This is a genomic window from Streptomyces sp. NPDC005494, from assembly GCF_042872025.1.
In the GTDB taxonomy this organism is placed as follows: domain Bacteria; phylum Actinomycetota; class Actinomycetes; order Streptomycetales; family Streptomycetaceae; genus Streptomyces.
In genome coordinates this window covers 41,061-59,419 of the sequence record NZ_JBIAJR010000003.1, presented here as the reverse complement: position 1 = coordinate 59,419, position 18,359 = coordinate 41,061, and the positions used below count along the sequence as shown (strand labels likewise).

Genomic DNA, 18,359 nt, shown 5'->3' with positions numbered 1-18,359 from the left:
CGGCCGGCCCGGCCCCTTCCGCGCGCGGCTCCTTCCGCACGGTGGGCACGGGACCACGGATCAGCGACATCGGCGACGGTGCACCAGGTGTGGCGAGGGCCACATGAGGATTCCGTGAAGCCGGGGACAACCGTTTACCCGCTTCGCAGGTCATGCATGGCGAACACCACCGGCTCGTCCGTACCCCCGTAACGGGAGCAGCACGTCACCGGCAGGTACGTGAAGGGGCTGCTCTCGGAGGGGGGTGCAGCCCCTTCGCGCTGTCCCGCTCCCTGGTCCCCCTCACGCCGCCGCGTCACGCGTGGCCCTCGCCCGGCCGGGTGGCTGCTCCGCCCGCTGCCCCGCTCAGGCCTCGGTGACGGCCCGCTTCGGGGGTACGACCGGGACGGCCAGGAACGGCAGCTTCAGGGCGCCGAAGGCCTCCTCGGGCACGGCGGGCGCCTTGGGCGGGACCGCGGACAGGCGCTCGTAGGCCGCGTCCTGGGCGGGGCGGGGATCCTCCTCGCCCTTGTTGGGCCAGAACGACATGGCTCGCTCGGCCTGCGCCGTGATGGTCAGCGACGGGTTGACGCCGAGGTTGGCGGAGACCGCGGAGCCGTCGACCACGGAGATGCCCGGGTGCCCGTACAGCCGGTGGTACGGATCGATGACGCCCTTGTCGGGGCCCGCTCCGATGGGACAGCCGCCGAGGAAGTGCGCGGTGAGCGGGGTGCCCATCAGCTCCCCGATGTTCGACCCGGCGAACCCGTTGATCTCCTCGGCGAGCAGCGTCGCGCCCTGGGTGGCCTCGGCGATCTGCGTCGGATTGGGCGAGCCGTGCCCCTGCCGGGCGGTGAGCAGTCCCTTGCCGACGCCCGCGGGCTTGCGGTACGCGGTCAGCGAGTTGTCCAGCGACTGCATGACGAGGCCGATGATGGTCCGCTCCGACCACCGCCGGTTCGACAGCGAGCGCATCATGAGCCACGGGTGCCTGGCGACGTTGCCGAACCAGCTCAGCACCCGGTGCGTGCTGTAGGGCACCTGGAGGATGGTCAGCGCGCCCATGGCGTTGGAGCCCTTGCCGTAGCGGACCGGCTCGATGTGGGTGTTCTCGTCGGGGTGGATCGACGAGGTGATGGCGACGCCCTGGGTGAAGTCGGCCTTGGCGATGCCGTGCTTCCTGCGGTAGCGGCGGTCGCTGGTCTGCGCCCCCACGAGGCCCTCGGAGTTGGTACGGGTGAGCTCGCCGAGCCGGGACGACAGCCGGGGCAGCAGCCCTTCGTCCTTCATGGTGTGCAGCAGGGTCTGGGTGCCGTACGTGCCCGCCGCGACGACCACCTTCCGGGCCCGCAGCACGGTCGGGGCCGCCTTGCGGCGGTTCGTCGGGACGGTCGACACGCGGTGGCCGCCGTCCGCGTCCTCGGTGACCGCGACGACGGACGTCATCGGGTGGATGACCGCGCCGGCCTTCTCCGCGAGGTACAGGTAGTTCTCGTTCAGGGTGTTCTTCGCGCCGTGGCGGCAGCCCGTCATGCACTCGCCGCACTCGGCACATGCCTTGCGGGAAGGGCCCGCGCCACCGAAGTAGGGGTCGGCGACCTCTCCTCCGGGCTTCGCCCGTGCCGTTCCGTCGGCGTCGCGGCCGTCCCCGAAGAACACCCCGACCGGGGCGAGGTGGAAGCTGTCGCCGACGCCCATGGACTCGGCGACGGCCTTGAGGTGCTTGTCCGCCGGCGTGACGGTCGGGTTGAGCCGTACCCCCAGCATCCGCTTCGCCTGGTCGTAGTACGGCGCCAGCTCCGTCTTCCAGTCGGTGATCCCGGCCCACTGGCCGTCCTCGAAGAACGGCGCCGGCGGCACGTACAGCGTGTTGGCGTAGTTCAGGGAGCCTCCGCCGACGCCGGCGCCCGCCAGTACCATCACCTTGCCCAGCAGATGCACGCGCTGGATGCCGAACAGACCGAGGGCGGGGGCCCACAGGTAGTTCTTGATGTCCCAGGAGCTCTTGGGGAGCGTCGCACGCGTGAAGCGGCGGCCCGCCTCCAGGACGCCGACCCGGTACCCCTTCTCACTGAGCCGCAGGGCCGAGACCGCTCCGCCGAAGCCCGAACCCACCACGAGCACGTCGTAGTCGTAGGCGTCGTCGTCCGCCGCGGGAGCGGCCGGGCCGGCCTGGTTCTGGGCAGGGCTGTCCTGGGACATGGCTCTCCTCGGTACGAAAAGGACAGATGGGGGGGCGCTGAGGTGGTGTTCAGCGCAGCCGGAAGGCCTTCATCGCCTTGAGGCTGCGGCTCATGAAGGCCGCGTACTTCTCGTCGTCCATCCCGAAGGCCGGAGCGAGGGGGATCAGCCGCTGCTGGGCGATCGTCTGGGCCTCGGTGTACTTCAGGATGCCCTCCGATCCGTGCCGCCGGCCGAGGCCGGAGTCCTTCATGCCGCCCATGGGCGACTGGACGCTGCCGTACGCGGGGGCGTACCCCTCGTTGATGTTGACCGTGCCGGTGCGCAGCCGCGCGGCGACGCGGTGGCCGCGCCCGGCGTTCTTCGTCCAGACACTGGAGTTGAGGCCGTACGGGGTGGCGTTGGCGAGGGCCACGGCCTCGTCGTCGTCGCTGAAGCGGTAGATGGAGACGACGGGCCCGAAGGTCTCCTCGTTGCACACGGACATGGGTGCCTCGACGCCGTCGAGGATGGTCGGCTCGTAGAAGAGCGGGCCGATGTCGGGGCGGGCGACACCGCCCGCGACGAGCGTGGCGCCCTTCTCGACGGCCTCGGCCACGTGCCGGCTGACGGTCTCCAGCTGCCGCTCGCCCACCAGGGAGCCCATGTCGGCTCCGTAGGCGAGGGAGTTGCCGAGCCGCATCGCCTTCGTACGGGCGGCGAAGCGCGCCACGAAGTCGTCGGCGACCGAGGCGTGGACGTACAGCCGCTCGATGGAGATGCAGAGCTGTCCGGCCGAGGAGAAGCAGGCGCGGACCGCGCCCGCGGCGGCCTTCTCCACGTCGGCGTCCTCCAGGACGAGCATGGCGTTCTTGCCGCCGAGTTCGAGGGAGACGCCGACGAGCCGGGCGGCCGCGCCCTGCGCGACCTCGCGGCCGGTGCGGGTGGAGCCGGTGAAGGAGACGTAGTCGGCGCGGCTGACGACCGCGGGGCCGACGACGGGGCCCTCGCCCAGGACGACCTGGAACACCCCGGCGGGCAGTCCGGCCTCGATGAGCAGGTCGCGGGCCCACAGCGCGGTCAGCGCGGTCTCCGTGTCCGGCTTCATCACGACGGCGTTGCCGGAGACGAAGGCGGGCAGCGCGTCGCCGACGGAGAGTTCGAGCGGGTAGTTCCAGGGGGCGATCTGGCCGATGACCCCGCGCGGCTGGCGCAGTTCGGTGACCTTGGTGAGGGTCGGCACGACACCGGTGTGCCGCCTCGGCTTCAGATACGAGACGGCCTTGCGCCCGTAGTGCCGGGCGGCGACGGCGACGGCCTGCACCTCCTCGTGGGCGTGCAGCCTGGCCTTGCCCGTCTCCAGCTGGATGAGGTCGAGGACCTCGGACTGGCGCTGCAGGACGAGGTCGTGGAAGCGGAGCAGCACCGCGGCCCTGGCCCGGACGGGGGTCGCGGCCCAGGCGGGCTGGGCCGCGCGGGCGCGGTCGAAGGCGGTCTCGACGTCCTCGGGGGTGGACTCGGGCAGGTCGGCCAGCTTCTCCCCGGTGAAGGGGCTGTGGTTGGCCGTGCGGCCGGAGCCGACGACGTCACGGGTCAGCTGGGCGATCACCTCGGGCGTGACCACGTCGGCGGCGGTGCGCGCCCCTGCGGGGGCGGCGGCCACCGGGTTGGTGCCGACGCGGGCGGCGGAGGTGGTCGTGGAGGCCTGCGAGTCCGTCATGAGGGCGAGAGTATGTCCACCCGCCCACTTTGGGTACCCGTGGGTAACAGGTTTTCACAGAGCCCGCCCGAGAGTCCTCCCGCCCATGGATACCGAGCCAGTGATCACTGGCGGCATAACCGCTGATCAGGAGCGATGCGCCATGGGTCCGGGCGGCGGACGTCAGGAATCGTGAATCTTCGACCGCTCCCGCCCCCGCTGCGGTCCGGAGGCGGCCCGGCGCCGCTCAGCCCGCGCTCTCCGGCGGCTGCCAGCTGCGCAGCATCGTCTCGAAGAGCTTCCGCGTCTCCTCCCGGTCCTCGTCGGGGCCGGTCATGTAGAGCGCGTACTCGGGACCGCCCCTCTCGGCGAAGTACATCTGGTCGATTCCGTGCCGGGGGCCCGGATGGTCCTTGGACTCGACCCAGGTGAACTCCCAGCGGGAGCCGGGGCGGTCGCGGAAGACGTTCGACTCCAGCGTCAGACGTTCGTACCCCGGAAGCCGTGCGGCCAGATCCTTCTCGATGCTCCGCATGTGGGCGAGGGAGTCGTCGAAGTCGGGCTGCGGATCGAGGCTGATCCGGATGCGGTGGGCGCCGCCGTCCGGTGTGTAGTCGATCTGACCGCTGTCCGTCCGCCGCTCCCAGCCCTCGGGGACGAGGAGGCTGAAGCCCTCGGGATCAGCGACCCGCTTCCAGCCGTCGGGTATCTCGTCCGGCGTGACCTCCTCCGCCGCCGGGTCGGCGGAGCGCACGGAGGAAGAGGGTGTGGGAGCCGGACCGGCGGTGCCGCGCTCCCCCGAGCCGCCGGCGGTGCCCGCGCCGTCGACCCCGAACTTCATCGCGGCCAGGCCGGCCGCCCCGCCCAGCAGCGCGGCCAGCACGAGCACCAGCACCACGACGCGCCGGCGTCCCCCGCCGCTCCGCCTGGCGGGCGCGGAGGTGTACGGGGGCGCGGGCGGCGGGGGCAGGGGCTGGGAGAGCTGGGCCGTCGAGCCGTCCGGGACGGAGAAGGCGCGCAGTTCCTCCTCGGACACCCGCTGCGTCGGTACGTGCGCCTGCGCGGCCCGGGGTCTGCGTCCCTCCATCGCGTCCAGGAGCATCCGCTCGGTCTCCTCGGCCGTCGGCCGGTCCGCGGGGTCCTTGCGCAGCAGCGCGGTGATCACGGGTGCCAGCGCGCCACCGCGCAGCGGAGGGGGCGGCTCCTCGGTGACGACGGCCTGCATCGTCGAGATGGGCGAGCTGCGGCGGAAGGGTGAGGTGCCCTCGACCGCCGTGTAGAGGGTGGCGCCCAGCGACCAGAGGTCGGACGCGGGTCCCGGGTCGCCCCCGCGCACCCGCTCGGGCGCCAGGTAGTCGATGGAACCCACCAGCTCGCCCGTCCTGGTGATGGTGGAGTCACCCTCGATCGCGGCGATCCCGAAGTCGGTCAGCAGCACCTGTCCGTCACGGGCGAGCAGGACGTTGGCCGGCTTCACGTCCCTGTGCAGGACACCGGCACCGTGGGCGGCACGCAGGGCGCTCAGCACGTGCAGCCCGATCCTGGCGGCCTCGCGCGGCTCGACCTCGCCGGACTCCTTCGCCGCGTCGGCGAGCGAGGGCCCGTCGACGTACTGCATGACGATCCAGGGGCGGTGGTCGTGGTCGATGACGTCGTGGACGGTCACGACCCCCGGGTGGGTGATGCGCGCCGCCGCGCGCGCCTCCTTCTGCGTGCGGGCGTGCAGCACGGCCCGGTCCGCCTCGGCGGCGTACAGCCCGGCGGTCAGCTCCTTCACCGCCACGGTCCGATGGAGCACCTCGTCATGGGCGCGCCACACCTTGCCCATGCCGCCCCGGCCCAGGACGTCACCCAGCCGGTACCGCCCGGCCAGTACGATCCCCGCGTCCGTTCCCTGCGCGTGTTCCACGTGTGTCCTCGCCCCGTTCCTCGGGACGACAGGGTACGGACGGGGGGCGGCGCGACGTAACCTCGCATCGCCCACGAGACCGCACTGTGATGCTTGTCGCTTCCGGCTGCCGACCCGTCAGGAGCCCACGCGGTACGAGGAGATGGCCTGCTCGTAGATGTCGGAGACCTTGTCCCGCTCGTTCTCCGGGCCGATGACCTGCACGATGTGGTACCTGCCGTCCACGATCATGACCAGGTTGCGGACGTACACCTGACGGCCGCTGCTCTCCTGCCAGGTGAACTGCCCCTCCGCCATGGCCTGTTTGCCGACGTCGACACGGCGCAGCCCCGTCGAGGTGGCCCAGCTGGACTCACGGAAGGGCTTCAGCTCGGGCTCGCCGGTCCGCTGGTAGTCCAGCGGGTCGCTGCCGTGGGTCTTGACGGTGTCCCGGCCGGGGACGACCAGGACGCTGAACCCGTCCGCGCCGTAACGGATCTGACGGTCCGCGTCAGCCGGGCTGCGCTGCCAGTCCTTCGGTACACCGATCTCGAAGCCCTCGGCGTCCTTGCGGAGTTCGTAACCGTCTGCGAGAGCGACGGCGGAGCGGCTGGTCTGCGGCTTCTCGGAGCCCGACGAGCCGGAGGACGCCGAGGCGCCGGACGACGGCGTCGCCCCCGCGGACGGGCTGCCGGAATCCGGGTCGGCGGGCGCGACGGAGTCCGCGGGCGAGGCTCCCGCCCCTGATCCGGAATCCGCCTTGGGCATGAACAGCACGGCGTAGGCCACGGCCGCGGCCATGAGCAGGAGGATCAGCACCAGCAGCAGCCGTCCGAGACGCCTGGGCGCCCGGCGGCCGGGCGGCGGCTGCCGCAGCACCTTGGGCCCCTTGGGTTCGCGAGGCGTGCGCGGCGGCTTCTCGTGCGCCTGCCGGTTCTCGTACTGCTTCTCGTGGCGCTGGGATCTGCCCTGCCGGTGCCGGCCGTGCGCCGCACCCCGGCCCCGGCGCCTGCGCACCAGCTCGCCACGGCGGCGGACGATCGGCAGGCGGGTGGCGTCGGCGGGCGGCATCGTGACGATGTCGGCGCCCGCCTCGGGCTCGGGGGCCGAACGCACGAGGGAGCGCAACCAGCCGCGCAGCTCCTCGAAGTCGGGGCGCTCCGTGGGGTCCTGGCGCAGCAGCGACTCCACGACGGGGCGCAGCGGGCCGCACTCCTCCGCGAAGGCGGGCGGCTCGCCGCACACCATCTGGACGAGCTCGGCCGCGTTCTCCTCCGGGTACGGGGCGTGACCCTGCACGGCACGGTAGAGCAGCGCGCCGAGCGCCCACAGGTCGGTCGAGGGGCCGATGGGCGGGGCCAGCTGCCAGTTGTCGTGGACCGGGCCCGCCTGCTCGGGCGCCCACCGCTCGGTGACGGCGCCGACGACGGCGATACGGGCCTGCCTGGCGCGTTCGGCGGCGAGGGGCGTCGCGGGGCCGCGATAGGCGGGTGTGTCGCCCCTGCCCGCCACGACCTCGTCCCATCCGCCCGCGGGCCGCCCGGCGGCCGCCGGCTGCGGCAGCCGGTCCCGGCGCTCCACGGCTCCGCCGCCGAGGCGCTGGGCGTCGGCGCGCAGCGCGTCCTCACCGGAGCGTCCCGGTCCTGCGGAGCTGCCCCCGGCCGGCACGGGCCGGCCGGCGCCGGGGCCGTCGCCCCAGGTGCCCGCGAGGTGGACGCGACGGCCGGGGGGCGGCGGGCCGCCCGGGTCCTCGTCGTCGTCCTCGTCGTCCTCGTCGTCGTACGGGTAGGCGTAGGCGTCGTCCTCGGCCCTGCCCCAGGTGCCGCCCGTCAGCTGCGGGGGGCCTGCCGCGGGGGGAGCCGCCGGCTCCTCGCGCTCGGCCTCGGCCGCGTCACGTTCGTGGTCGGCCGGGTTCGAACCGGCGCGCCTCTGCTCCCCCGCACGGGCCGCCGCACGGGCGCCCTCACGGTAGGCGGCGATGGCACCGGCGCGCGCGGCGCGCAACTGCGCCGCGCTCCCCGCCCCGGGAGGGGCCGGGGGCTGGGCGGGCTCGGCCTCGGCGCGGGACGCGGGGGCGGGCAGCCCGTCGCCCGCCGCTCTGGGAGCGGGCAGGGCGTCAGACCCGTGCGAGGCGCCCTGGGCGGGCGGCTCAGCGGCGTGCGGGGTGTCCTGGGCGGGTGGCCCGGCGATGTACGGGGTGTCCTGGGCGCCCGGCCCGGCGATGTGCGGGGTGTCCTGGCCCGGGAGCGCGGGGGGCGTGTGCGGGAGCCCGTCCGGGGCCGGGAGCGCGGGGGGCGTGTGCGGGGGCCCGTCCGGGGCCGGGAGGGCGCCGGGGGCTCGGAAGGTGTGCGGCGGGGAGAGGGCTTCCGGCCCGGTCCCGCCCTCGGCAGGTTCGTACGGCCCGGTGGGGCCCGTCTCCACGGCGGGGGGCCCGTAGGCCTCTTCCCCGTCCGGCTGCGGCACGGGAACGTATCCGCACAGGGCTTCCTCGGCCGCCCCGGCCGCCAGCCCGGTCAGTACGACGCGGCCGTCGTCGCAGACCAGCACCGTGCGGACGGTGATGTTGCGGTGCGTCCAGCCGTGCGCGTGCAGCACCCGCAGGGCCGTGAGCACGTCGGAGCCGATCTCCGCTGCCCGGTAGGGGTTGAGCGGCCGCTCCGCGAGCAGCGCGGCGAGCGGCCGGGCGGCGACCAGCTCGCTCACTATCCAGAGTGATCCGGCCTCGGCGAACACGTCGAAGACCTGGTCCAGGCGCGGATGGTCGGGCACCTGCGCCGCGGCCTGCGCCGCCTCGATGGCCCGCCGGACCGCGGGATCGGTCGACCGTCGCACCGTACGTCCCGGGGCGCGCCTGGCGGACGACGCCATCCCGTCGGCGTCCAGCACCTCGGCGTCCACGACCTCCGGCAACGGCACCTGGCGGACCAGGACTTCCTGTCCGCTGTATGTGTCGAACGCCCGGGTCTCGGCCAGTTCGTACGCATCGGACGGAGGCAACGGAAGGCGGTAGCGGTCGGCAAGTACCCGACCCGCGTAGTCGTCCACGACGCCTCCCCAGAGCGCGCTGTCCCCCGGCCAAGAAGACCGCATGAGTTTGTCAATTGCGGTCACTTACTGTGCGATTGACTCACCATTCCGGCTGCGTACGGTCCTCGCCCTCTCACAATACGTGGCAAGTCGCGGCTGCGCGGCCGGGTCACCACAACCCGGCCGCCTGTTCGGCCTCCTGGCAGGTCAGTCGGTGGGCTCGAAGGTAGCGAACGCCGTCTCGCGGAGCGTCCGGCACTCCTCGCCGTTCCACTCGGACGCCTTGCAGCTGATCATGATGGAGTAGCCGTGAGTGGCGTCGGCCTTGAAGCCCCGGTTGAGGACCCGCACCCGCATGCCCTGCTGGTTGCGGGTGAACTCCCAGTCCGCGACGGTCGGGTAGCCGTTGTACTCGACCTTCTTTATGCCGATGTGCTTGTAGCCGTTGCTGAGACTCCTGGTCGCCGCGACCGCGCCCGCCCAGGCGGCGGCAGCATCGTCCTTCGGGGAGCCGTTGTAGTCGATCTGGATGCGGGGAAAGCCTCCGTCGGCGTTGTAGATCGCGCCGGAGTTCTGTCCCGCTATGGCGTCGAACTTGAAGGAGCCCGGCATCGCCACGGAGAAGTGGAACTGCTTGTTGCCGACGGTCCGGTATCCGGAGGGCAGCGCGTCGGGGCCGGGTTCGCCGGTCTCCTGCGAGGCCGAGGGCTCGGCGGACGCCTCGCCCTTCTCCTCCCCCTGACCGTCCTCGCCGCCCTTCTCCGTCCCGCTGGTCTCGTCCTTGCCCGACCCGCCACCGGTGGCGGCGCCGTCTCCGCCCGCCGCAGCGCCCGCCGACGTCGTGGTGTCGCCCTTGGACCCGCCCTTGTCGCTCTCACCGTCGTCGCCGAGGGTGAGCGCGAGGACCGTACCGAGGACGGCCAGCACGACGACACCGGCGATCACCGCCAGCGTGCGGCGCGGCACGACGTCGGTGATCGACGCGGTGGTCCTGGCGGGGCTTCCGGCAGGGCCGGAGGCCGACGCCATGGCGGCGGGGGTTGCCGGAGCGCGCGAGGGCGTGTGCGGAACGGACGCGGCGGCCGCAGGAGCCTTCGCGTTGCGTACGGAGCGCAGGGCGCCGCGCAGCCGCTCGCGAGCGCTGTCGGCCGCGCCGATCCCGCCGGACGCGGAGGCCGCTGCGGTGGTCGCGCCGGAAGCCGGGGTCTCGGCCGCAGGGCTTCCCACGGCCGGTGTCGCGGTGCCTGATCCGTGTGCGGCGCCGGCGGCGGCCGCGGCAGCCGCCTTCCCGCCGCTCCCGGAGTCACCCCTGCCGGTCTTGGCGGCCTTCGCACCCTTGCCGCTCGTGGCGTCGCCGATCGTGGGCAGCGCCATGACCTGGGTGGAGTCGGCAGGGGGAGTGAGGGGCGGTTCGGGGGCGTTGATCACGGCCTTGAGCAGGACGCGCGCCCCGGCGTCGTCCAGACGCTGGTCGGGGTCCCTGGCCAGCAGGCCGTAGATGACCTCCTCCAGCGGCCCCGCGTGGACCGGAGGTTCGACCGGCTCCGTCATCACCGCCGTCAGCGTGGCGATGGCCGAACCCTTGTCGTACGGAGGGCGGCCCTCGACGCTCGCGTACAGCAGCCCGCCCAGCGACCACAGGTCGGCGGGAGGACCGGGCTTGTGTCCGCGTGCGCGCTCGGGCGAGATGTAGGAGGGGGCGCCGACGAGCATGCCGGTCGAGGTGACGGAGGGGTCGCCCTCGACCTGGGCGATCCCGAAGTCGGTCAGGACGACCCGGCCGTCCTCGGAGATCAGCACGTTGGACGGCTTCACGTCCCGGTGCAGAATGCCCTCGCGGTGCGCCGAGCGCAGCACGTCGAGGATGGCGAGGCCGACCTCCGCCGCCCGTCTCGGCGTCAGCGTCCCGTCCTCGCGGATCACCTCGGCGAGGGACTTGCCCTCGATGAGTTCCATGACGATCCACGGCCGGTCGTCCTCGTCGACCACGTCGTAGACCGTCACCGCGCTGGTGTTGCGGATCCTCGCGATGGCCTTCGCCTCGCGGAGGGTTCGCGTGATCAGACGCCGCTTCTCGTCCTCGTCGATGGAGGACGGGAACCGCAGTTCCTTGACAGCGACCGTGCGCCCCAACGTCTCGTCGACAGCACGCCAGACCGTGCCCATGCCGCCCCGGCCGAGCACCTCCCCAAGGCGGTACCGCCCCGCGAGGAGACGTCCGTCCTTGTCCCGTTGGGGCTCCTGCGCCTGCTCCGCCTCCGACATGCGTCCCCTCTGCGATCAACCCGCCCTGGCAGAGCGTTCATTGTCCCTCACCCCGGGACCGGTCATGGTGCCGGGTCCGGGGCGGCCCTTGCGCGACCGGGGGGAGGAACCCCCCGCCATGCGGACATCCAGGGCTCTTCACGCCGCCTCGCCCGCATCGGCCCCGCTCGCCCGGGAACCGCGCGCCTGCCCCCAGCGAACCACACCTCACGCCTCACATCGTCGCGCCTCCCCCCGCTCGCCGTCGAGGGGCCGCGCCCCGGCGGTCGCCACCCCGGCGTGTGGCGGGCCTCCGGCAACGGCGGGAAGCCGCCCGCCCCGACCCGTGCCGCCATGGGCGGGACGGCTCAACCCCCGTGCCCGTGCGGGCTCCTGCGGAAGGTCCGCGCGGCGGCCCGGCCGCGCACCCCACCCGGAGCCGTGCGTCCGGACCGGCCCAGGAGCCCGGCCCGGCCCGGACGCAAGAGCCCCGGTCCGGACGCAAGGGCTTGGTCCCGACGCAAAGGCCCTGGTCCGGACGGAAGACCCTAGATCGGCACGATGTCGGGCGCGCCCAGACGTGCCGCGTCGGCCGTGAGGTCGTCCGGCTGGCGTTGCGACTCCCGCTCCGCCTCCACCCGCTTGCGGTAGTGCTCCACCTCCCGCTCGACCTGGTCCGTGTCCCAGCCGAGCACCGGAGCCATCAGGTCCGCGCACTCGCGGGCGCACCTCGTGCCGCGGTCGAAGGTCTCGATGGAGATCCGGGTTCGCCGCGTCAGGACGTCGTCGAGGTGCCGGGCGCCCTCGTGCGAGGCGGCGTAGACGACCTCCGCCCGCAGGTAGTCCTCGGCGCCGGCGAGCGGCTCGCCCAGCGTGGAGTCGTTGCGGACGAGGTCCAGGAGTTCCTCCGTCATCGAGCCGTACCGGTTGAGCAGATGCTCCACGCGCACCACGTGCAGCCCCGTCCTGGCGGCGATCCTGGCGCGCGCGTTCCAGAGGGCGCGGTAGCCCTCGGCGCCCAGCAGCGGGACGTCCTCCGTGACGCAGTCGGCCACCCGCTGGTCGAGCGCGTGCACCGCCTCGTCCACGGCGTCCTTCGCCATCACGCGGTACGTCGTGTACTTGCCGCCCGCCACGACGACGAGCCCGGGCGCCGGGTGGGCCACCGTGTGCTCGCGCGAGAGCTTGCTGGTGGCGTCCGACTCCCCGGCCAGCAGCGGACGCAGGCCGGCGTACACGCCCTCGACGTCGTCCCTGCCCAGGGGGGTGTTCAGCACCGAGTTCACATGCTCGAGCAGGTAGTCGATGTCGGCGCTGGACGCGGCCGGGTGGGCCTTGTCGAGATCCCAGTCGGTGTCGGTCGTGCCGATGATCCAGTGCCGCCCCCACGGGATCACGAAGAGGACCGACTTCTCGGTGCGCAGGATGAGCCCGGTCGAGGAGTGGATGCGGTCCTTGGGCACGACGAGATGGATGCCCTTCGACGCCCTGACGTGGAACTGCCCGCGCTCGCCGATCAGCGCCTGGGTGTCGTCCGTCCACACCCCGGTCGCGTTGACCACCTGCTTGGCCCTGACCTCGTACTCCCCGCCGCCCTCGACGTCCTGCACCCGGGCGCCGACGACCCGCTCGCCCTCCCGCAGGAAGCCCGTCACCCGCGCCCGGTTCGCCACCTGCGCGCCGTAGCCCGCGGCCGTGCGGACGAGGGTCGCCACATAGCGCGCGTCGTCCATCTGCGCGTCGTAGTACTGGAGGGCGCCCACCAGGGCGTCCTTCTTGAGGGCGGGGGCGACCCGCAGGGCGCGCCGGCGCGAGAGGTGCCGGTGGACGGGCAGGCCCCGGCCGTGACCGGAGGACACCGACATCGCGTCGTACAGCGCGACGCCGGAACCCGCGTAGAGCCGCTCCCAGCCCTTGTGCTGCAGGGGGTAGAGGAAGGGAACGGGCTTGACGAGATGGGGCGCCAGCCGCTCCAGCAGCAGTCCGCGCTCCTTCAGCGCCTCCCGCACGAGCGCGAAGTCCAGCATCTCCAGATACCGCAGCCCGCCGTGGATCAGCTTGCTGGACCTGCTCGACGTCCCCGACGCCCAGTCGCGCGCCTCGACCAGTCCGGTCGAGAGTCCTCTGGTGGCCGCGTCCAGCGCGGTCCCGGCGCCGACCACGCCCGCTCCCACTACCAGCACGTCCAGTTCGCGCTCGGCCATCGCGGCAAGCGCCTCGGTGCGCTCCGCGGGTCCCAGTGTCGCTGTCCTCACTGCTGCCTCCCGGTCATCCCGGTGCATCGGGGTGGGTGGTTCGGCACGGGAGCGAGGACCGGCCCGGAGGGCCGGGCGCCCGTGCCCACCACTCGATTCTGTCCGCGCTCGACGACTTCAGCCACTGCCTGTGGACAACACCCGCCCCACAAGAGTCCAAGAATGCGACATATAGGTCATATTTACGCCTAGTCTGACATTGCGCTGTCCCCAGCGGTTGCGCTTTCTGCATTCTTGGTCTTAGGGAAGGACGGCCCACATGCCGGCAGACCTTGCTGTCATCGGACTCGGTCACCTCGGCCTGCCCCTCGCCCAAGCAGCCGTCGGCGCGGGAATCCAGACCGTCGGCTACGACACCGATCCACGCCCCTTCGCCGAACTCTCCGCGGGCCGTACGCCGGTCGAGGGAACTCTCAGCGCCTCCGACATCCGCCGCATGGTCTCGGGGGGCTTCCGGCCCACCGCCGATCCGGCGGAGCTGGGCCGGGTCCGCACCGCCGCGATCTGCGCCCCCACCCCCCTCGGCCCGGACCGCACCCTCGACCTCGGCGCCGTGACCGACGCGGCCAGGGCGCTCGCCGTCCGGCTCCGGCCGCACACCACCGTCCTGGTGGAGTCGGCCGTACCGCCCGGCACCACCGAGAACGTCGTACGCCCCCTGCTGGAGGAGGGGTCCGGGCTGCGCGCCGGACGCGACTTCCACCTCGCCCACTCCCCCGGCCGCCTCGATCCGGGCAACCGCACCCACGTCTACGCCCACACCCCCAAGGTCATCGGCGGTCTCACCCCCGCGTGCACCGAATCGGCCGCTGCCTTCTACGGGCGGCTCACCGACAAGGTCGTCCGGGCCCGGGGACCGCGTGAGGCCGAGATGACGAAGGTCCTCGAAACCAACTTCCGGCACGTCAACATCGCGCTGGTGAACGAGATGGCGGTGCTCTGCCACGACCTGGGGGTGGACCTCTGGGACGTCATCAGGTGCGCCGAGACCAAGCCCTTCGGCTTCCAGCCCTTCCGCCCCGGGCCCGGTGTCGGCGGCCACGGTGTCCCCGTGGACCCCGGCTACTTCCCGTACAACAGCCGTACGCCCGGCCACCCCCTGCGCATGGTCTCGCTGGCCAAGGAGATCAACGACCGGATGCCCGGGTATGTGATCCAGCGCTGCGCGACCCTGCTCAACGAGCACGGCAAGTCCGTGCGGGGGGCCCGGGTCCTGCTGCTCGGCGTCACGTACAAGCCTGACCTGGCCGACCAGGAGGCCTCCCCGGCCCGGGAGATCGCGAGCCGGCTCATGGACATGGGCGCCCAGATCGGTTACCACGACCCGCACGTCCTGGACTGGCGCGTACGCGATCTGCCCGTACCGCGTGCGGACTCCCTCTACGAGGCCGCCGCCGGGGCGGACCTGACGGTGCTTCTGCAGCACCACCGCACGTACGACCTCCAGGGCCTCGCGGTGAAGGCCCAGCTGCTCCTGGACACCCGGGGCGCCACCCCGGCCGGCGCCGCCCACCGGCTGTAGCACGCCCCGCACGGTGACCGCCGGGATTCCCGGTGGGCTGTGTCGGCGTGGGCTGCTAGCCTGCGGCGTCACTTCTCGCACACCCGTGCCTCGCACGCCCGTGCGCACCGTCCCAGGGGGATCACCACCATGAGCCAGCCCGTACAGCCGCCGAACCCGCCGCAGCAGCCCTACGGCGGCCAGCCGGCCGACGGCAACCCGTACGCGGGGCAGCAGCCCACGCCCGGCAACCCCTACGCGGGCCAGCAGCAGCCCGGTGCGCCGACGGGCAACCCGTTCGCCGGTCAGCAGGGCCAGCAGCCCGGCCAGTTCGGCGGCGGCTTCCCGCCGGCCCCGTCGGCCCCGCGGGCCCTCGGCGGTGCCGGGGTCGGCGTGCTGGTCGCCTTCGGCGCCGCGATCGTCGCCGCAATCCTCTACGGCGTCCTCGCGGGTTCCATCGAGCGCGAGATCGGCTACGCGGCCATCGGTGTGGGCTTCCTGGTCGGCTTCGCGGCGAGCAAGGTCGGCGGCGCCAACCCGGCCGTCCTCGGCGCCGCCGCCGTCTTCTCCCTCATCGCCGTCTTCTTCGGCCAGCTCATCGGCATGTCGATGATCCTCGCGGACGGCCTGGGCGTCGGCTTCTCCGAGGTCTTCTTCGAGCACTTCGGCGACATCGTCGACGTCTGGAAGCAGGAGGCCGACTTCATGACGTACCTCTTCCTGCTTCTCGGCCCCGTCGCCGCCTTCGGTGGCGCCCGCAAGGCCGGCTGACACCACGTCACACGCACGACGGCCCGGACCACCGTGGTGGTCCGGGCCGTCGTGCGTGTGACGTGCGGGAGATCAGCGGCGGTGCTGCGAGTCCGCCACCGTCACCTCGACGCGCTGGAACTCCTTGAGGTCGCTGTAGCCCGTGGTGGCCATCGCCCGGCGCAGCGCGCCGAAGATGTTCATCGAGCCGTCAGGGTTGTGCGAGGGCCCGGTGAGGACCTCCTCCGTCGTACCGACGGAGCCCAGGTCGACCAGCTTGCCGCGCGGCACGTCCTCGTGGACGGCCTCCATGCCCCAGTGCCGGCCACGGCCGGGCGAGTCGGTGGCGCGGGCCAGCGGGGAACCCATCATCACGGCGTCCGCGCCGCAGGCGATGGCCTTGGGCAGGTCGCCGGACCAGCCCACGCCGCCGTCGGCGATGACGTGCACGTACCGGCCGCCGGACTCGTCCATGTAGTCACGGCGGGCGCCGGCCACGTCGGCGACCGCGGTCGCCATCGGGACCTGGATGCCGAAGACGTTGCGCGTGGTGTGCGCCGCGCCGCCGCCGAAGCCGACGAGGACACCGGCCGCACCGGTACGCATCAGGTGCAGGGCGGCGGTGTACGTGGCGCAGCCGCCGACGATGACCGGGACGTCCAGTTCGTAGATGAACTGCTTCAGGTTCAGCGGCTCGGCCGCGCCCGAGACGTGCTCGGCGGAGACCGTCGTACCGCGGATGACGAAGATGTCCACGCCCGCGTCGACGACGGCCTTGGAGAACTGGGCGGTGCGCTGCGGCGAGAGCGCGGCGGCGGTGACGACACCGGAGTCGCGCACCTCCTTGATGCGCCGGCCGATCAGCTCCTCCTGGATGGGGGCGGAGTAGATCTCCTGGAGCCGCGGGGTGGCCGTCTCGACGGGCATCTCGGCGATCTCGTCGAGCAGCGCCTGCGGGTCCTCGTGCCGGGTCCACAGGCCCTCGAGGTTGAGGACGCCGAGGCCGCCCAGCTCACCGATGCGGATGGCGGTCTGCGGGGAGACCACCGAGTCCATGGGAGCGGCCAGGAAGGGCAGCTCGAAACGGTAGGCGTCGATCTGCCAGGCGATCGAGACCTCCTTCGGGTCACGGGTGCGCCGGCTCGGTACGACAGCGATGTCGTCGAACGCGTATGCCCGCCGACCGCGCTTGCCGCGCCCGATCTCGATCTCAGTCACGATGATGTGGCCTTTCCTCTACGTCTGCGCTGTCCAGTATCCCCGACGCACACGTGAGGGGCGGTCCCGGGAACCCCGGTCCGCCCCTCACCTGGGCTGATGCCTTACTTCCTGCTGTAGTTCGGCGCTTCCACCGTCATCTGGATGTCGTGCGGGTGGCTCTCCTTGAGACCCGCCGAGGTGATCCGGACGAAGCGGCCCTTGCTCTCCATCTCGTCGACGGAGGCGGCGCCGACGTAGCCCATGGTCTGGCGGAGACCGCCGACCAGCTGGTGGAGGACGTTGGCCAGCGGGCCGCGGTAGGGCACCTGGCCCTCGATGCCCTCGGGGACGAGCTTGTCGTCCGAGGACACCTCGGCCTGGAAGTAGCGGTCCTTGGAGTACGACCGGCCCTGGCCACGGGACTGCATCGCGCCGAGCGAGCCCATGCCGCGGTACGACTTGAACTGCTTGCCGTTGATGAACATCAGCTCGCCCGGGGACTCCTCACAGCCCGCGAGGAGGCTGCCCAGCATCACGCTGTCCGCGCCGGCGGCCAGCGCCTTGCCGATGTCGCCGGAGTACTGGAGGCCGCCGTCACCGATGACCGGGACGCCCGCGGCACGCGCGGCGAGCGCGGCCTCGTAGATCGCGGTGACCTGCGGGACGCCGATACCGGCGACCACACGGGTGGTGCAGATCGAGCCGGGGCCGACGCCGACCTTCACGCCGTCGACACCGGCGTCGACGAGGGCCTGGGCGCCGTCACGCGTGGCGACGTTGCCGCCGATGACGTCGACGCCGACGCTCGACTTGATCTTCGCCATCCAGTCGAGGGCGTTGCTGTTGTGGCCGTGCGAGGTGTCGACGATCAGGAAGTCGACACCGGCGGACGCGAGCGCCTGGGCGCGGTCCAGCGCCTCGGGGCTGGCGCCGACGGCCGCGCCGACCAGCAGGCGGCCTTCGGCGTCCTTGGCGGCGTTCGGGTACTGCTCGGCCTTCTTGAAGTCCTTGACGGTGATGAGGCCCTTGAGGACCCCGGTCTCGTCGACCAGCGGGAGCTTCTCGATCTTGTGGCGGCGCAGCAGCTCCATGGCCTCCACGCCGGAGATCCCGACCTTGCCGGTGACGAGCGGCATCGGCGTCATGACCTCGCGCACCTGGCGCGACCGGTCCGACTCGAAGGCCATGTCACGGTTGGTCACGATGCCGAGGAGCTTCCCCGCCGGGTCGGTGACCGGGACGCCGCTGATGCGGAACTTCGCGCAGAGCGCGTCCGCCTCGCCGAGCGTCGCGTCGGGGTGCACGGTGATGGGGTCGGTGACCATCCCGGACTCGGACCGCTTGACCAGGTCGACCTGGTTGACCTGGTCTTCGATCGAGAGGTTGCGGTGCAGCACGCCGACGCCGCCCTGACGGGCCATGGCGATGGCCATCCGGGCCTCGGTCACCTTGTCCATGGCGGCCGACAGCAGGGGGATGTTCACCCGTACGTTGCGCGAGATGAGAGTCGAGGTGTCGACCGCGTTCGGCAGAACCTCGGACGCGCCGGGCAGCAGCAGCACGTCGTCGTATGTCAGCCCGAGCGTCGCGAATTTCTCGGGCACTCCGTCGACGTTTGCAGTCATGACACCTTCCCCAAATGGCCTTGATCGGTGC

At 72.5% G+C, this 18,359-nt stretch carries 10 protein-coding genes; 2 read left to right on the top strand and 8 right to left on the bottom strand.

Annotated features, from left to right (window positions below; all coding sequences use genetic code 11):
• Nucleotides 1-345: 345 nt before the first annotated feature.
• From ACFYQ6_RS10270 to ACFYQ6_RS10245, 6 genes are all read right to left on the bottom strand, one after another.
• Nucleotides 346-2,181: a GMC family oxidoreductase gene (locus ACFYQ6_RS10270; protein ID WP_361584357.1), complete on the bottom strand. Its 1,836-nt coding sequence runs from the start codon at nucleotides 2,179-2,181 to the stop codon at nucleotides 346-348.
• 49 nt (nucleotides 2,182-2,230) lie between these two features.
• Entirely contained in the window at nucleotides 2,231-3,859 is a 1,629-nt protein-coding gene (locus ACFYQ6_RS10265; RefSeq protein ID WP_388762329.1) for a succinic semialdehyde dehydrogenase, read from the bottom strand.
• A gap of 226 nt (nucleotides 3,860-4,085) precedes the next feature.
• On the bottom strand, nucleotides 4,086-5,747 hold the full coding sequence (locus tag ACFYQ6_RS10260) for a serine/threonine-protein kinase (protein WP_361584362.1): 1,662 nt from the start codon (nucleotides 5,745-5,747) through the stop codon (nucleotides 4,086-4,088).
• Between the two features lie 117 nt (nucleotides 5,748-5,864).
• Nucleotides 5,865-8,771 carry a protein kinase gene (locus ACFYQ6_RS10255; protein ID WP_388763007.1) on the bottom strand — a complete coding sequence of 969 codons (2,907 nt, stop codon included), beginning with the start codon at nucleotides 8,769-8,771 and terminating at the stop codon, nucleotides 5,865-5,867.
• 189 nt (nucleotides 8,772-8,960) lie between these two features.
• Nucleotides 8,961-11,018 (bottom strand): serine/threonine-protein kinase, encoded by a 2,058-nt coding sequence (locus ACFYQ6_RS10250; RefSeq protein WP_361584365.1) that lies wholly within the window; start codon nucleotides 11,016-11,018, stop codon nucleotides 8,961-8,963.
• A gap of 527 nt (nucleotides 11,019-11,545) precedes the next feature.
• Nucleotides 11,546-13,252 carry a glycerol-3-phosphate dehydrogenase/oxidase gene (locus ACFYQ6_RS10245; protein WP_361584368.1) on the bottom strand — a complete coding sequence of 569 codons (1,707 nt, stop codon included), beginning with the start codon at nucleotides 13,250-13,252 and terminating at the stop codon, nucleotides 11,546-11,548.
• Nucleotides 13,253-13,511: 259 nt separating this feature from the next.
• On the opposite strand from ACFYQ6_RS10245, the gene ACFYQ6_RS10240 reads away from it, so the two are divergent.
• A complete protein-coding gene (locus ACFYQ6_RS10240; protein ID WP_361584371.1) occupies nucleotides 13,512-14,774 on the top strand; it encodes a nucleotide sugar dehydrogenase in 1,263 nt (420 codons plus the stop codon).
• 129 nt (nucleotides 14,775-14,903) lie between these two features.
• Nucleotides 14,904-15,524, top strand: a complete 621-nt coding sequence (locus ACFYQ6_RS10235; RefSeq protein ID WP_361584374.1) for a hypothetical protein — start codon at nucleotides 14,904-14,906, stop codon at nucleotides 15,522-15,524.
• A gap of 72 nt (nucleotides 15,525-15,596) precedes the next feature.
• On the opposite strand, the gene ACFYQ6_RS10230 is transcribed toward ACFYQ6_RS10235, so the two are convergent.
• Both ACFYQ6_RS10230 and guaB read right to left on the bottom strand, forming a co-directional pair.
• The gene (locus tag ACFYQ6_RS10230) at nucleotides 15,597-16,721 is read right to left on the bottom strand and encodes a GuaB3 family IMP dehydrogenase-related protein (RefSeq protein ID WP_361584377.1); all 1,125 of its coding nucleotides are present in this window, start codon (nucleotides 16,719-16,721) and stop codon (nucleotides 15,597-15,599) included.
• A gap of 104 nt (nucleotides 16,722-16,825) precedes the next feature.
• On the bottom strand, nucleotides 16,826-18,328 hold the full coding sequence (gene guaB / locus ACFYQ6_RS10225) for an IMP dehydrogenase (RefSeq protein ID WP_361584381.1): 1,503 nt from the start codon (nucleotides 18,326-18,328) through the stop codon (nucleotides 16,826-16,828).
• Nucleotides 18,329-18,359 lie beyond the last annotated feature (31 nt).

Coding starts and splice junctions, on each gene's coding strand:
- ACFYQ6_RS10270 (WP_361584357.1), bottom strand. CDS start 2,181: ATGTCCCAGGACAGCCCTGCCCAGAACCAGGCCGGCCCGGCCGCTCCC.
- ACFYQ6_RS10265 (WP_388762329.1), bottom strand. CDS start 3,859: ATGACGGACTCGCAGGCCTCCACGACCACCTCCGCCGCCCGCGTCGGC.
- ACFYQ6_RS10250 (WP_361584365.1), bottom strand. CDS start 11,018: ATGTCGGAGGCGGAGCAGGCGCAGGAGCCCCAACGGGACAAGGACGGA.
- ACFYQ6_RS10240 (WP_361584371.1), top strand. CDS start 13,512: ATGCCGGCAGACCTTGCTGTCATCGGACTCGGTCACCTCGGCCTGCCC.
- ACFYQ6_RS10235 (WP_361584374.1), top strand. CDS start 14,904: ATGAGCCAGCCCGTACAGCCGCCGAACCCGCCGCAGCAGCCCTACGGC.
- guaB (WP_361584381.1), bottom strand. CDS start 18,328: ATGACTGCAAACGTCGACGGAGTGCCCGAGAAATTCGCGACGCTCGGG.